Consider the following 14,211-nt stretch of genomic DNA (forward strand, 5'->3'; position numbering starts at 1 on the left):
GAGCACTCCGGCGCCACCCGGTCAACCGCCGTGGTGCCGTACCCGGTGGTCGGCGAGGGCGTCCAGGCCGAAGTCGGCCTCCGGGTCCCGCCACACCGAGTGCGCGTGGTTGGCCCCGTCCTGGGTGTTGTCCCACTCGACGAGCAGGCGCGGGTCCTGCAGCCGGTAGTAGTGCGGCAGGCCGGGCTCGGTGGAGCCGGCCCACGCCAGGTGCACGGTGTCGAGGTCCACCGGCCGGACCAGGCCGTCCGGCACCCGGCCCTGGTACGCCGCCAGCAGCGCCTCCAGGAGTCGGCGCTGGCCGTCGTCCAGCTCCCGCCCCGGGAGTCCCAGCGGATGCGCCGTCAGCGGCAGCTGCCTGTCGTCCTGAAGCACGTCGGCCGCGGGGAGCCGCGGGCGGCTGCCGCTGACGATGTCCCCGGGGGCCGTGTCGGCCAGCACCGCCCGGGCCCGCAGGCCGGGAGACAGCGACCGCACCAGGTCCCGCGCGAGGTCCTCGGTCGCGCCGAGCAGCCGCAGGGTCCCGGCGCCGAGCAGCGGAGCCGCGGCCGGGTTGGTCCCGATGAAGCAGGGCGTCATCGCACGGAGCCGGCCGTCGACGACGAGGTTGTTGAGGGACACGTGGTGGCCGCCGAACCGCCAGGCCCACGGGCCCGGTCCGCCCGGCTCGCCGAACACCCGCAGGTAGTAGAGGCCCGGGTCACGGAAGCGCTCCCGGCCCGCTGAGGACCGCAGGCCCTCGGTGTTGTCGAGCACGTTCTCCAGGCCGATGACGCCGCACACGGTCACGTAGCCGGCGGTCGAGAGCCCCGAGGCGACCAGTCCCAGCGCAAGGGACTGCTGGGCCGGCCGTTGGAGGCCCAGCGGCAGACCACCGTGGTCGGTGGGGACGTAGTCGAAGCGCAGCCGGTCGGCCTCGGCCTCCGGCCCGTCCGCCGGCCCGGGTCGCTGCGCCAGCCGGCGTTGCTCCGGGTCGAGCGAGGCCAGCCAGGCCGTCGCCGCCGCCGCCATCTCAGCGGCCACGACCGCGTCCGGCGATCCAGGATCGGGGTTCAGCGGTCTCCCTCTCTCCCGATGGCGACCCGAACGCTAGCGGGGCGACCGGCGCCGGCGGAGACATGTCTCGCCGGCGCCGGCCGGTCTCGCGGCCTTGTTCAGGCGTTCTGCGGGAAGCCGAGGTTCAGGCCGCCGTGGCTCGGGTCCAGCCAGCGGCTGGTGATGACCTTGCCCCGGGTGAAGAAGTGCACGCCCTCGGCGCCGTGCGCGTGGGAGTCGCCGAAGAGGCTGTTCTTCCACCCGCCGAAGGAGTAGTAGGCCATCGGCACCGGGATCGGCACGTTGATGCCGATCATCCCGACCTCCACCTCGTGCTGGAAGCGCCGGGCGGCGCCGCCGTCGTTGGTGAAGATGGCGGTGCCGTTGCCGTACTGGTTGGAGTTGACCAGCTCGAGGGCGTGCTCGTAGCTGTCCACCCGCAGGACCGACAGCACCGGTCCGAAGATCTCGTCGGTGTAGACGCTCATGTGCGGCTGCACGTGGTCGAGCAGGGTGGGGCCCAGCCAGAAGCCGTCCTCACCGCCGTCGGGCTGCACCTCCCGGCCGTCGACGACGAGCTTGGCGCCCTCCTCCTCGCCGGCGTCGACGTAGGAGCGCACCTTGTCGCGGTGCTCGCGGGTGACCAGCGGACCCATGTCGCAGCCCTTGCGCCCGTCGCCGGTGCGCAGGGTGACCGTGCGCTCGGCGATGCGGGCCACCAGGTCGTCGCCGACCCCGCCGACGGCGACGATCGCGCTGATCGCCATGCACCGCTCGCCGGCCGAGCCGAAGCCGGAGTTGACCGCGGCGTCGGCGGCGAGGTCCAGGTCGGCGTCGGGCAGCACGATCATGTGGTTCTTCGCGCCGCCGAGCGCCTGCACCCGCTTGCCGCTGCGCGTCCCGGTCTCGTAGACGTAGCGGGCGATCGGCGTCGAGCCCACGAAGGACACGCCCTTGATGTCGGGGTGCTCGAGCAGGCCGTCGACGGCGACCTTGTCACCCTGCAGCACGTTGAAGACGCCGTCGGGCAGCCCGGCCTCCTTCCACAGCTCGGCCATCCACAGCGCGGCCGACGGGTCCTTCTCGCTGGGCTTGAGGACGACGGTGTTGCCGGTGGCGATCGCGATGGGGAAGAACCACATCGGCACCATCGCCGGGAAGTTGAACGGGCTGATCACCGCCACCGGGCCCAGCGGCTGGCGCACGGAGTGCACGTCGACGTTGGTCGAGGCGTTCTCGGTGAAGCCGCCGCGGACCAGCGACGGCACGCCGCAGGCGTACTCGACGACCTCCTGGCCGCGCGAGACCTCGCCGAGGGCGTCGTCGAGGACCTTGCCGTGCTCGGCGGTGATGATCGCGGCCAGCTCGGGCTTGCGGGCGTTGAGCAGCTCGCGGAACCGGAACAGCACCGCCGTCCGCTTGGTCAGCGAGGTGTCCCGCCAGCCGGGGAAGGCGGCGGTGGCCGCGGCGACGGCGGCGTCGACCTCCTCGGGGGAGGCGAGCGCGACCGCGCCGGTCTGCTCACCGGTGGCGGGGTCGGTGACAGGGCCGGTGCGGCCGCTGGCGCCCTCGCGGCGGGCACCGTCGATCCAGTGGGGGATGGAGGTGGGCATGACTGCCTCTCAGATCTTCTAGGGGGCGGTGTCGTCGGGGAGCGGGGTCTGGGGGAAGTTCGGCCGCCCGGAGGCGACGGCGTCGCGCTGGGTGTCGCCGGGGAAGTGCTTGGCGACCAGCCCGCGGATGGCGTCGAGCATGCGGATCCCGGACTCGCGGGCCTCGTCGTCCCACCCGAACACGCAGGTGGTGAGGACGCCGTCGAAGCCGATCCCCGCCAGGGCGGCGAACGCCTCGTCGGCGTCGACGTCGCCGCGGCCGAGCTCCGTGTGCTGGTGGACGCGGACGGTGTTGCCCGGCGGGTTGGTGATGTAGCGCAGCCCGTCGGAGGCGGTGTGGTCCATCGAGTCGGCGACGTGGACGTGGGTGAGCGCGTCGCCGGCGTGGGCGATGATCCCGGCCGCGTCGTCGCCCTGGTGGAACGTGTGCGGCAGGCAGTACAGGAAGGAGACGTTGGGGCTGTCGATGCCGCGGACCATGTCGACGGCCGGGTGCCCGAGCTCGATGAAGTCGTCCGGGTGCGGCTCGAGGGCGAGCTTCACGCCCTCCCGCTCGAAGACCGGCAGGAGCTCCTCCATCGACCGCCAGAACATGGCCTCGGCGAGCTCCGGTGCCTCCGGGCGACCGTTGAACTCCGAGTTCATCGTGTCCACGCCGAGCTCGAGGCAGATCTCGATGGCCCGGCGCCAGTAGCGGACGGCGGCCTGCCGCTCGACCTCTCCCGGGCCCGACCAGCGCATGACCGGCAGCAGCGAGGTGACGCCGACGCCGGCCGAGGCCAGCCTCGACCGGAACGCCCGCACCGTGGCCAGGTCGACCCGCGGGTGCTTGAAGAACGGGATGAAGTCCTCGCGCGGCGAGAGCTCCATCCACTCGTAGCCCATCGAGGCGACGACGTCGGGCAGCTCCAGCAGGGGCGTCGTCCGCAGCATCTGCGGGTCCAGGGCGACTCTCATGGCTGCGTGCCCCCCCGCGGCGCCAGCTCCACCTCGGTGCGCTGCCCGGAGCGCAGCGCCGCGACGCCGGCGGCGCACACGGCCGAGGCCGCGTAGCCGTCCCACACGCCGGGGCCGTCGATGGTGCCGCGGCGGGCGGCGTCCACCCAGCGCTGCAGCTCGATGTCGTAGGCCCGGCCGAAGCGCTGCCGGAAGTCGGGGGCGATGGCCGTGCCGCGGGCCGCGCCGCCGGCGCCGCCGGTGTGCCGGACCAGGCCGACGTCCAGGCCGATCATCGCGCTGCCGTCCTCGGCGACGACCTCGGTGCGCACCTCGTAGCCCACGCCGGTGCTGACGAAGCACTCGACGTCCACCATCCGGCCGCCGGCGGTCTCGAAGAGCACGAGCAGCGGGTCGGACAACCCCTCCCGCGCGTGCCGGGTGGCCCGAGGCTGCAGCACGGTCACCGCGACGATCTCCTCGTCGAGGAGGAATCGGGTGACGTCGACCTCGTGCACCACCGAGTCGGTGATCATCATCTCGGTGGTGAAGCGCGGGTGGACGCTGGCGTTGCGGTGCGCGCAGTGCACGACCAGCGGCTCGCCGATCTCGCCTGACTCGATCAGCGTGCGCAGCTGCGCGTACTCCGGGTCGAAGCGGCGCATGAAGCCGACCTGGACCAGTCGCCGGCCGGTCCGCTGTGCGTACTCGTCCTCGGCCCGGACGACGGCCAGCGAGCTCTCGGCGTCCATGGTCAGCGGCTTCTCGCACAGCACCGGCTTGCCGTGCTCGATGCAGGCGAGCACCTGCTCCTCGTGGAACTGCCCCGGCGTCGCGATCAGGACGGCGTCGACCTGGGGGTCGGCGATCGCGGCCAGCGGGTCGGCGACCACGCGGCAGCCGGGCACGGACGCGGCGACCTCGTCGGCCTTCTCCTGGAACGCGTCGCTGACCACGGTCACCTGCGCGCCGGAGATCCGGCTGTAGAGGCGGGCGACGTGGTCGGCGCCCATCAGGCCGACGCCCAGCACGGCCACGCGCAGCTCGGCGGCGGGGACCTCTGCCATGGCCGGCAGCACGCCGGCGGCGGTCTCGGTGGTGGTCATGCCCGGGTCTCCTCGACGGTCGAGCGGGTCCTGGGGGAGCCGATCTCCAGTGCGGGGAACCCGCAGCTGCCGATGTAGCGGTGGGTGCGCTGGGCGATGGGGAGGGGCACGTCCGGCGCGCAGGGGTAGAGGTCGTGCTCGACGATCGCGAACACGTCGAGGCCGAGCTCCTCGATCGCCTCGAACAGCGGCGGGTAGGCCGGGACGCCGTTGGGCGGCTCGGTCATCGCGCCCATCCGCACCGCTTCCGGCCAGACGATGTCGTCGGCCAGGACGCGGTCGATGACGGCCGGGTCGACCTGCTTGAGGTGCAGGTAGCCGATCCGCTCCGGATAGCGGCGGATGAGGTCGAGGTTGTCGCCGCGGTAGTAGCTGACGTGACCGGTGTCGAGGCACAGCGGCACGAACCCGGGGTCGGTGTCGGCGAGGAAGCGCTCGATGTCGGCCTGGTAGCCCACGTGGGTCTCCGCGTGCGGGTGGAAGGCGATGGACAGGCCGTACTCCTCCTGCACCGCCTTGCCGAGCTGCGTCACGCCGGTCGTCTTCGCCGTCCACGCCTCGGGGGTGAGGTGCCGGGACTCGACGTCCGCGCCGGTCTTCTGGTCGCGGAAGGTGTCGGGGATGACGACGACGTGCGTGCCGCCCATCGCCTTGGTGAGCGCGGCGACGTCCTTGACCTGGCTCCAGACCGCGTCCCACGAGTCCGGCCGGTGCAGGTGCTCGAAGACGGTGCCGGCGGACACCCGCAGGCCCCGGGAGCCGAGCTCGTCGGCCAGCTGCGCGGGGTCGGTGGGCAGGTATCCGTAGGGACCCAGCTCGATCCACTCGTAGCCGCAGGCGCTCACCTCGTCGAGGAACTGCTGCCAGGGCACCTGCTCCGGGTCGTCCGGGAACCAGACGCCCCAGGAGTCGGGGGCGGACCCCACCCGGATGCGGGCGCGGCGCTGCTGCGCGGTCATGTCGTCGTCTCCTCGGGGAACGGGCGGGTGGGTCATGGCCGGGGGGTGTCGGTCTCGGACGGCGTGAGGTACGCGGGCCGCTGGACGGTCTTCCACCGCTCGTAGGTGGCGCGCGCGTCCTGGGTGCTCTGCAGCGTGGACACCTCGCTGACCGGGACGTCCCACCACGACGCGCTCGACGGCGCGTCCACGAGCGGGTCGGTCTCGACGTGCACGACGGTCGCCCGGTCGCCGGCCTTGGCCTTGCGCAGCGCCGCCTCGAGGCTCGGGCCGTCCTGGGCGACCAGGACGTCCACGCCCAGGCTGGCGGCGTTGGCGGCGAGGTCGACCGGGAGCACGTCGCCGTCGAGCCGGCCGGACGCCGACCGGTACCGGTAACGGGTACCGAAGCGCTGGGACCCGAGCGACTCCGACAGCGCGCCGATCGAGGCGAAGCCGTGGTTCTGCACCAGGACGACGATGATCTTCACGCCTTCCTGGACGGCGGTGACCAGCTCGGTCGGCATCATCAGGTAGGAGCCGTCGCCGACCATCACGAAGACGTCGCGGTCGGGGCTGGCCATCCGGATGCCGATGCCGCCGGGGATCTCGTAGCCCATGCAGGAGTAGCCGTACTCCACGTGGTAGCCCTTGCGGTCGCGGACCCGCCACATCTTGTGCAGGTCTCCGGGCATGGACCCGGCGGCGCAGACGACGACGTCGCGCGGTGCGGAGACCTCGTTGACGACGCCGATGACCTCGTTCTGGGTCAGCCGGCCGCCCTCGCCCGCGCTGGGGGTCTCCGGGTGGTAGGCGGCCTCGACGGTGGCCTCCCACTCGGTGGCCAGCTCCGCGCTGCGGGCCCGGTACGCGTCGTCGACCGACCAGCCGGCCAGCGCGTCGGCGAGGGCGGTGATCGCCTCCCGGGCGTCGGCATGCAGGGTGACGCCGGCGTGCTTGGCGGCGTCCATCGCCGCGACGTTGACGTTGACGAACCGCACGCCGGGGTCGTTGAAGGCGGTGTGCGAGGCGGTGGTGAAGTCCTGGTAGCGGGTGCCGATCCCGATGACGACGTCGGCCTCGCGGGCCAGGGCGTTGGCCGCGGTGGTCCCGGTCGACCCGATCGCGCCGACGGACTGCGGGTGGTCGTAGGGGAGTGACCCCTTGCCGGCCTGGGTCTGGCCGACCGGGATGCCGGTGGCGCTGACGAACGCGTCCAGCGCCTCGGTGGCCTGCGAGTAGATGACCCCGCCGCCGGCGACGACCAGCGGCCGGCGGGCGGAGCGGATCACCTCGACCGCGCGCTGCAGGGCGGCGCGCTCGGGCAGGGGCCGCCCCACGTGCCAGGTGCGCTCGGCGAACAGCTCGACCGGCCAGTCGAACGCCTCGGCCTGCACGTCCTGCGGGAAGCAGAGGGTCACCGCGCCGGTCTCGGCGGGGTCGGTGAGCACCCGCATCGCACCGAGCAGCGCGCCGGGCAACTGCTCGGCCCGCCAGATGCGGTCGAAGTAGCGCGACACCGGGCGGAAGGCGTCGTTGACGGTCACGTCGCCGCTGTCGGGACGCTCGAGCTCCTGCAACAGCGGCCCGGCCGAGCGCGTGGCGAAGGTGTCGGCGGGGAGCAGCAGCACCGGCAGCCGGTTGATGGTCGCCAGCGCGGCACCGGTGAGCAGGTTCGTCGAGCCGGGACCGACGCTGGTGGAGATCGCCCAGGTCTGCAGCCGGTCCTTGGCCCGGGCGTAGGCCACGGCGGTGTGCGCGACCGCCTGCTCGTTGCGGCCCAGCACGTAGGGGAGCGCGCCGGGCTCGTCGAGCTCGGCCTGCAGCAACGCCTGGCCCAGGCCCGCCACGTTGCCGTGGCCGAAGATGCCGAAGCAGCCGGCGAACAGCCGCTGCCGCTGTCCGTCGCGCTCGGTGTGCTGCTGCGCCAGGAAGCGGACGACGGCCTGGGCGACGGTCAGGCGCACGGTCTCGGCGCGTGCCGGCGGCGGGTACTCGCTCACGGTCGGGGGGCTCCGTTCTTCTCGGTGCCGGCGGGGGAGTGCAGGGGCAGGCGCGGGTCGACGTCCTCGCCGGCCCAGGTGTCGCGGATCCAGGTGTGCGCGGGGTCGTCGACGATCCGCCAGGCCCGCTCGGGACCGGGTCCGGCCATGACGTTGAGGTAGTAGAGGTCGTGGCCGGGCGCGGCGATCGACGGTCCGTGCCAGCCGTGGGGGACCAGGACGACGTCGCGGTCCCGGACCTCGGCGAGGACGTCGATCGGCCGCTCGGCGGTGCCGTACACGCGGTGGTAGGCCAGGCCCGGCTGGCCCTGTGGCCCGGCGGCGACCTCGAAGTAGTAGATCTCCTCGAGCTCGCTCTCCACGTCCGACGTCTCGTCGTGCTTGTGCGGCGGGTACGAGGACCAGTTGCCGCCGGGGGTGATGACCTCGCAGGCGATGATCGAGTCGGCCTCGAAGACGCCCGCGGTGGCGAAGTTGTTGACCTGGCGGCTGCACCGGCCGGCGCCGCGCAGCTCGACCGGGACGTCGGCGGCCGGGCCGTACCGGACCGGGAGCCGGCGGCGGGCGCGGGCGCTGCAGAGGGCGAACCGCCCGCCGCCCCGGCTGGCCAGGGTCGCGGTGACCCCGAGGGGCAGGTAGGCGAAGTCGGTCGGCCCGGCGAAGACGCCGCTGCGGCCGGTGAGGGGGAGCACCTCCCCGTCGCACTCGACGGTCAGTCCGCCCTCCAGCGGGACGACGACGACCTCGTCGGGGCCGGTGTCGAGGGTCGCGCTGCCGCCGGCGGGCAGCTCCAGCACCCGGAGGCCGGAGTGCCCCCAGCGGGCCGACTCGGGGGTCACCTCGAGCGCGTACGGACCGGCGGCGGCGGTGCCGGCGGGCAGGTGCAGCGAGTGCGTGGTCGCGGTCATCGGCTCCTCCGTGGTGACGTTCCGGAGCGGCCCTCCTGCAGGGTCCCGGTGGGGGCAGGAGGGTCCTTCTAGTGGACGAGGGCGACCGCGGTGTCCACGGCGGCGGTCACGTCGTCGTCCGGCGGGTAGAGCAGGGTCCGGCCGACGACGAGGCCGCGCACGGCCGGGAGGGCGAGGGCGCTCCGCCAGCTGGCGTAGGTCTCCTCCGGCCGGCGCGAGGGGTCCCCGCCCAGCAGCAGGGTGGGCAGCGTGGTGGCGTCCATGACCCGCTCCATCTCCGCCACCACCGGCAGCTTCAGCCAGGTGTAGGCGGAGGTGGCGCCCAGGCCCTGGGCGATGTGCACCGACTTGATGACGGCCTCCGGGCTGAGGTCGTTGGTGACCCGGCCCTCCACCCGGCGCGACATGAACGGCTCGAGCATCGCCACGATCCCGGCCCGGGCCAGCTCGCTGACCACCCGGCCGGCGGTCTCCAGCATGGTCACGGTCCCCGGGTCGTCGAGGTCGATGCGGTTGAGCATCTTCGCCGCGTCGAAGCGCGCCTCGACGACGCCGGCCACGTCGTAGCCGGTCATGCGGTCGTCGAGCTCGAAGGTGGCGCCGGCCAGCCCGCCCCGGTTCATCGAGGCGACGACGACCTTGTCCTCGAGGGCGCCCAGGAGCAGCAGGTCCTCGGCGACGTCGGCCGTGGCCAGCAGCCCGTCGACGCCCGGTCGGGCCAGCGCGGTGCGCAGCCGGTCGAGCATCTCGGTGCGGCTGTACATCGCCGTGGCCCGGCCCTGGGCCGCGAGCGCGCCCCGGGCGGGGTGGTCGGCGGCGACGAGCATCAGCCGCCCGTCCTCCGGGAGGAACGCCTTCCGCCGGCGCCGGGCGGCCAGCGCGCGCCCGATGGCCTCCGGCTCGCGGCTGCGCAGTTCGGTGACCTCGGCGTAGGTCCGGCACGCCGGCGACGGCGCGAGCACGTCGGCGGGGGACAGGACGGTGTCAGACACGGGTGTCCTCCAGGGTGGCGGCGACGTGTGCCTCGACCTCGGCGGCGGTCGGCATCGCGGTGGAGCACTCCAGCCGCGACGCGACGATCGCGCCGGCGGCGTTGGCGTTGCGCAGGATCTGCTCCAGCGGCAGCCCGCCGAGCAGCCCGGAGGCGAGGGACCCGCCGAAGGCGTCCCCGGCGCCGAGGCCGTTGACGACCTCCACCGGCGTGGGCGGGACGACGACCCGCTCGCTGCGCGTCTTGCCGAGAACCCCCTTCGGCCCCTGCTTGACGATCGCCAGCTCCACCCCGGCGTCCAGCAGCGCGTCCGCGGCCCGGTCGGGATCGGTCTCCCCGGTCGCGACCTCGCACTCCTCGCGGTTGCCGACGGCGACCGTGACGTGCGGGAGCGCGGCCCGGACCTGCTCCGACGCCTCCTCCCGGGACGCCCAGAACACCGGCCGGTAGTCCAGGTCCAGCACGGTGTGCCGGCGGCGTCCGCGCGCCTGCCAGGCGGTGTGGTGCGCCGACCGGCTCGGCTCCTCGGACAGCCCGGTCACCGTCGCCCAGAACAGGCCGGCGTCCCGGACGGCGGCCGGGTCGACGTGCTCCGGCCGCAGCTGGAGGTCGGGGGCAGCCGGCCGGCGGTAGAAGTACAGCGGGAAGTCGTCGGGCGGGAAGATCTCGCAGAAGGTGACCGGCGTCGGGTGCTCCCGGTCGACGACGACGAACCGGTCGTCCACCCCGAGGTCGCGCAGCGCGCGCCGCACGAACCGCCCGAAGGGGTCGTCGCCGACGCCGGTGACCAGGGCGGTGGCGTTGCCGAGGCGGGCCGCCGCGACCGCGACGTTGGCGGCGCTGCCCCCGAGGAACTTGCCGAACGTCTCGACGTCCTCCAGCCCGACGCCGACCTGCAGGGGGTAGACGTCCACCCCGCTGCGGCCCATCACCACCATGTCGAGGGCGTCTCCCACAGCTCTCCATCCCCCTGCGTCGTCGGCCGGTGTCCCTGGGACTGTGCTCCGGGACACACTCGGCTGTCAATACTTTGTCAGGACATAACGCCAACAGGACGTGGTCACGTCGCGATGCCCCGTTGAGGTGAGGACGGACCGAGGTCGAGGTGCGACCATGGGTGCACGGGCTGCCGGTTCGATCCCGGGTGCCCCATCCGAGGAGGGACCCGTGGCACCCGTGCTCACCTTCGACATCGACCGCTCCAGCCCGACGCCGCTGTACTTCCAGCTGGCGCAGGCGATCGAGGGCGCCATCGCCGGTGGGGAGCTGCCGGCCGGCTCCCGGCTCGAGAACGAGATCCTCCTGGCCCAGCGCTACGGGCTGTCCCGCCCGACGGTTCGGCGCGCGGTGCAGGAGCTGGTCGACAAGGGGCTGCTGGTCCGCAAGCGCGGGGTCGGCACGCAGGTGATCCAGCCGCACGTGCGCCGGTCGGTGGAGCTGACGAGCCTGTACGACGACCTGTCCCGCGCCGGCGAGGCACCGACCACCGAGGTCCTGTCGCTGGACCGGGTGCCCGCGACGGCGGACATCGCCGAGGAGCTCGACATCGCCGAGGGTGACGACGTCGTCGTGGTGCGCCGGCTGCGCCGCTCCCGTGGCGAGCCGCTGGCGCTGCTGACCAACCACCTGCCCGGCCGGTTCGACCCGACGATCGAGGACCTCACCTCCCGCGGGCTCTACCAGTACCTGCGCGCCCAGGGAGTGCACCTGCGGGTCGCCCACCAGCGCATCGGCGCGCGGCTGGCGCGCGCGGAGGAGGCCCGGCTGCTGGACGAGCCGCCGCGGTCGGCGCTGCTCACCATGCAGCGCACGGCGTTCGACGACCAGGGCGTGGCGATCGAGCACGGCCGGCACGTCTACCGCGCCTCCCGGTACGACTTCGAGACGACGCTCGTCGGCCGGTGACCCGCCCGTGTGGTCTCTCGACACGGGGCGAATTGTCCTGACATAGTGGTGTGGCGGAGGTCACGTCCCGCGCCCCCCACGTCCTCCGGAGGAGAGCCATGCCCGCACGGCACCGCGTCGTCGTCGTCGGTGGTGGGTTCGGCGGTCTGAACGTCACCCGTGCACTGGCCCGCGCCGACGTCGACGTCACCATCGTGGACCGCACCAACCACCACCTGTTCCAGCCGCTGCTGTACCAGGTCGCGGCCGGCATCCTGCCGCCCGGGCAGATCGCGCCGGCGCTGCGCCGGGTGGTCCGGCGTCAGCGCAACGCCCGCGTGGTCCTCGCCGAGGTGGGGGACGTCGACCTGGACCAGCGCCTCGTGCACGCCGTCGCGCCGGACGGGGAGGACGTGCAGCTGCCCTACGACACGCTCGTCGTGGCCGCCGGAGCGTCCCACTCCTACTTCGGCAAGGACGCCTTCGCGGAGTTCGCGCCCGGGATGAAGACCGTCGAGGATGCCCGGTACCTGCGCGACGCCATCCTGTCGAAGTTCGAGATGGCCGAGCTCACCACCGACCCCGCCGAGCGGGCGGAGTGGCTGACCTTCGTCGTCATCGGCGCCGGCCCGACCGGCGTGGAGCTGGTCGGGCAGGTGGCGGAGCTGGCGCACACCGTGCTGCCCCGCGACTTCCGGTCGGTGGACACGCACGAGGCGCGGATCCTCCTGCTCGAGGGCGCGGGAGCGGTGCTGCCGCCGTTCGCGCCGCGGCTGCAGGCGTACACCCAGCGGCGGCTGGAGCAGATGGGCGTCGAGGTGCGGGTGCGGACCCTGGCCGTCGACATGGACCACGACTCGATCACCGTCGAGGGCCCCACCGGCCGGGAGGTGATCCGCGCCCGCACGCGGATCTGGGCCGCCGGGGTGCAAGCCTCACCGCTGGCGCGACTGCTCGCCGAGCGCGCCGGCGTCGACACCGACCGCGCCGGCCGGCTCCCCGTCCTGCCGGACTGCTCGCTGCCGGGGCACCCGGAGGTGTTCGCGATCGGGGACATGGTCGCCCTGGAGGGTGTGCCCGCGGTCGCCCAGCCGGCCCTGCAGGAGGGCCGCTACGTCGGCCGGGTGATCGCCGCAAGGCTGGACGGCCGGCCGGTCCCGGGGCCGTTCCGGTACCGCGACAAGGGATCGATGGCGACGATCGGGCACCGGTCGGCGGTGGCCGACGTCCGCGGCCTGACGGTGACCGGCTTCCCGGCATACGTGATGTGGGCCTTCGTGCACGTGCTCTACCTGGTCGGCTGGGGCAACCGGCTGGCCACCCTGTTCAGCTGGATCCGCGCCCTCTGGCTCTCGGAGAACCGTGGCCACCGGGTGATCACCTTCGACTCGGCCGCCCGGTCGGCCGATCGCACGACCTCGGGCCGGCCCGCGCACATCATGCCGCGCCGGCGAGAGGCCTCGGCATGATCTGAGGTGGGCGGGGCCGTTGCCGGGCCGTGGCGCTGGCCACATCTGCTACCCCGTCGTGGGGACACTCACATGCTGACGACGAGATCTGCCAAGCAGATTGTCCGAACATGGAGTCATGACCCGCAGCCTCCTCGACTCCTTCAGCCGTACCCGCTCCGAGCGCCGCGCCCGCCGCGTCCTCGAGCAGGAGCTCGCCGACTACACGACCGTCGCCGACCGGGACGAGCTCGCCGCCCTCCTCGCCGGCCGCGGCTCGGCCGACAGCGAGACCGCCGAGATCCTCAGCCGCCAGGCCCGCGTGGAGCTGTTCCGCGCCAGCTGACGCGTCAGGCGAAGGGGTTCTCGCCCGCCTCGATCTGAGCGGCGAACTCCCGCAGGGCCGCCTGGTCGGGTTCCGCGCCCGCGCTGCGCACCACGGCCTCCAGCGCGGCGAAGACCTCTGCCGCCGGCCGGCCGGCCAGGCGCTCGCCCACCTCGGCCAGTGCCGGGGCCACCCGTTCGCTGACGAGCTCCTCCCGGCGCGCGCTCCGCGGCAGGAGCATGCGCAGCAACTCGCGCTGCAGGTCGTTCGCGGGACGGCGCACCACTGCCACCTCCGGTCGGGTCCGGCCCGGGTCGGCCGACGATGGACCGACCCGCACCCTCCCGATCGGGTGAGGTCGAACCGGTCGAGGTCCATGACCCTGGTCCATGCGGCGGCCGACCGCCAGACGCTCCCGGCCCGGTCCTCGACGGGGACCGGGCCGGGCGACGAGCCGAGGGGCTACCGCCGCGGGAGGTCGAGGTCGGCCTCGTACCGCGTCACCGTCTCCTCGGCGGAGGTGCTGATGTCGGTCAGGGTCACCACACCGGTCGCCCCGGCGTAGGTGCCCGTCCCACCGGTCACCGCGACGTCCAGCGTGAACGCCTCGGCGCTCTCCTCGGCGCCGAAGTCGGCCAGCACGGCCGCGTGCAGCTGCGATCCCTCGGTGAAGACGAACGCGGCCTCGCACCGGAGGTTCGCGACGAGTGCCTGGGCGGTGCACTCGATGTGGCTGCGGCCGACCTCGGCGCCGCGCGTGGTCCCGTCCTCGGTGTCGTAGAGCACCTCGCTGATGAACACGCGGGCACCGACCGGAGGCAGTCCCTCCGGTTCCTCCATGGACCCGTCGTCGGTGAAGGTGTCCCCGTTCGGCAGGACGATCGCGACCTCGTCCTCCACGGCGATCCAGCGACCGTCGGGATCCGCGGACCGGTCGTCCGCGGTGGCGAGGGCTGCGCTCGTGCCGATCAGACCGCCCGCCAGGACGACGGCGGACAGCACGGCGATACGTCGCATCAGGCTT

General features: G+C 73.5%; 14 protein-coding genes. 3 read left to right on the top strand and 11 right to left on the bottom strand.

Annotated elements, in window-relative coordinates:
* Nucleotides 1-21: 21 nt before the first annotated feature.
* The 9 genes from MY526_RS07665 to iolC form a co-directional block, all read right to left on the bottom strand.
* Nucleotides 22-1,023 carry a DUF3500 domain-containing protein gene (locus MY526_RS07665; RefSeq protein ID WP_436703602.1) on the bottom strand — a complete coding sequence of 334 codons (1,002 nt, stop codon included), beginning with the start codon at nt 1,021-1,023 and terminating at the stop codon, nt 22-24.
* 131 nt (nt 1,024-1,154) lie between these two features.
* The gene (locus tag MY526_RS07670; protein ID WP_436703603.1) at nt 1,155-2,648 is read right to left on the bottom strand and encodes a CoA-acylating methylmalonate-semialdehyde dehydrogenase; all 1,494 of its coding nucleotides are present in this window, start codon (nt 2,646-2,648) and stop codon (nt 1,155-1,157) included.
* Between the two features lie 18 nt (nt 2,649-2,666).
* Complete coding sequence (locus tag MY526_RS07675; protein WP_436690805.1) at nt 2,667-3,605, bottom strand: sugar phosphate isomerase/epimerase family protein; 939 nt, start codon at nt 3,603-3,605, stop codon at nt 2,667-2,669.
* Complete coding sequence (locus tag MY526_RS07680) at nt 3,602-4,690, bottom strand: Gfo/Idh/MocA family protein (protein WP_436690807.1); 1,089 nt, start codon at nt 4,688-4,690, stop codon at nt 3,602-3,604. Before MY526_RS07680 ends, MY526_RS07675 begins: the two co-directional genes overlap by 4 nt.
* Nucleotides 4,687-5,649: a sugar phosphate isomerase/epimerase family protein gene (locus tag MY526_RS07685; RefSeq protein WP_436690809.1), complete on the bottom strand. Its 963-nt coding sequence runs from the start codon at nt 5,647-5,649 to the stop codon at nt 4,687-4,689. The genes MY526_RS07680 and MY526_RS07685 overlap by 4 nt, the downstream gene beginning before the upstream one ends.
* A gap of 32 nt (nt 5,650-5,681) precedes the next feature.
* On the bottom strand, nt 5,682-7,631 hold the full coding sequence (gene iolD, locus MY526_RS07690) for a 3D-(3,5/4)-trihydroxycyclohexane-1,2-dione acylhydrolase (decyclizing) (protein ID WP_436703604.1): 1,950 nt from the start codon (nt 7,629-7,631) through the stop codon (nt 5,682-5,684).
* Nucleotides 7,628-8,539 carry a 5-deoxy-glucuronate isomerase gene (gene iolB, locus MY526_RS07695; protein WP_436703605.1) on the bottom strand — a complete coding sequence of 304 codons (912 nt, stop codon included), beginning with the start codon at nt 8,537-8,539 and terminating at the stop codon, nt 7,628-7,630. Before iolB ends, iolD begins: the two co-directional genes overlap by 4 nt.
* A 68-nt stretch (nt 8,540-8,607) precedes the next feature.
* Entirely contained in the window at nt 8,608-9,531 is a 924-nt protein-coding gene (locus tag MY526_RS07700; RefSeq protein WP_436703606.1) for a class I fructose-bisphosphate aldolase, read from the bottom strand.
* Nucleotides 9,524-10,486, bottom strand: coding sequence for a 5-dehydro-2-deoxygluconokinase (iolC, locus tag MY526_RS07705; RefSeq protein WP_436703607.1), 963 nt, complete (start codon nt 10,484-10,486; stop codon nt 9,524-9,526). Before iolC ends, MY526_RS07700 begins: the two co-directional genes overlap by 8 nt.
* Nucleotides 10,487-10,697: 211 nt before the next feature.
* Here iolC and MY526_RS07710 point away from each other — a divergent pair, with 211 nt between their 5' ends.
* The 3 genes from MY526_RS07710 (at nt 10,698) to MY526_RS07720 (ending at nt 13,208) form a co-directional block, all read left to right on the top strand.
* The gene (locus MY526_RS07710) at nt 10,698-11,435 is read left to right on the top strand and encodes a GntR family transcriptional regulator (protein ID WP_436690819.1); all 738 of its coding nucleotides are present in this window, start codon (nt 10,698-10,700) and stop codon (nt 11,433-11,435) included.
* 98 nt (nt 11,436-11,533) lie between these two features.
* Nucleotides 11,534-12,883, top strand: a complete 1,350-nt coding sequence (locus MY526_RS07715) for an NAD(P)/FAD-dependent oxidoreductase (RefSeq protein ID WP_436703608.1) — start codon at nt 11,534-11,536, stop codon at nt 12,881-12,883.
* A 118-nt stretch (nt 12,884-13,001) separates the two neighbouring features.
* Entirely contained in the window at nt 13,002-13,208 is a 207-nt protein-coding gene (locus tag MY526_RS07720) for a hypothetical protein (RefSeq protein ID WP_436690823.1), read from the top strand.
* A gap of 4 nt (nt 13,209-13,212) precedes the next feature.
* On the opposite strand, the gene MY526_RS07725 is transcribed toward MY526_RS07720, so the two are convergent.
* Together MY526_RS07725 and MY526_RS07730 are read right to left on the bottom strand one after the other, a co-directional pair.
* The gene (locus MY526_RS07725) at nt 13,213-13,470 is read right to left on the bottom strand and encodes a hypothetical protein (protein ID WP_436690825.1); all 258 of its coding nucleotides are present in this window, start codon (nt 13,468-13,470) and stop codon (nt 13,213-13,215) included.
* Nucleotides 13,471-13,649: 179 nt separating this feature from the next.
* Nucleotides 13,650-14,204 (bottom strand): hypothetical protein, encoded by a 555-nt coding sequence (locus MY526_RS07730; protein WP_436690827.1) that lies wholly within the window; start codon nt 14,202-14,204, stop codon nt 13,650-13,652.
* Between the last annotated feature and the right edge of the window lie 7 nt (nt 14,205-14,211).

The sequence above is a fragment of the Geodermatophilus sp. CPCC 205761 genome (assembly GCF_051383655.1).
Classification (GTDB): Bacteria; Actinomycetota; Actinomycetes; order Mycobacteriales; family Geodermatophilaceae; genus Geodermatophilus.

Bases quoted from the DNA above. Each gene is read 5' to 3' on its own strand.
- iolB (WP_436703605.1), bottom strand. From the start codon at position 8,539: ATGACCGCGACCACGCACTCGCTGCACCTGCCCGCCGGCACCGCCGCC.
- MY526_RS07680 (WP_436690807.1), bottom strand. From the start codon at position 4,690: ATGACCACCACCGAGACCGCCGCCGGCGTGCTGCCGGCCATGGCAGAG.
- MY526_RS07670 (WP_436703603.1), bottom strand. From the start codon at position 2,648: ATGCCCACCTCCATCCCCCACTGGATCGACGGTGCCCGCCGCGAGGGC.
- MY526_RS07685 (WP_436690809.1), bottom strand. From the start codon at position 5,649: ATGACCGCGCAGCAGCGCCGCGCCCGCATCCGGGTGGGGTCCGCCCCC.
- MY526_RS07730 (WP_436690827.1), bottom strand. From the start codon at position 14,204: ATGCGACGTATCGCCGTGCTGTCCGCCGTCGTCCTGGCGGGCGGTCTG.
- MY526_RS07715 (WP_436703608.1), top strand. From the start codon at position 11,534: ATGCCCGCACGGCACCGCGTCGTCGTCGTCGGTGGTGGGTTCGGCGGT.
- MY526_RS07675 (WP_436690805.1), bottom strand. From the start codon at position 3,605: ATGAGAGTCGCCCTGGACCCGCAGATGCTGCGGACGACGCCCCTGCTG.
- MY526_RS07720 (WP_436690823.1), top strand. From the start codon at position 13,002: ATGACCCGCAGCCTCCTCGACTCCTTCAGCCGTACCCGCTCCGAGCGC.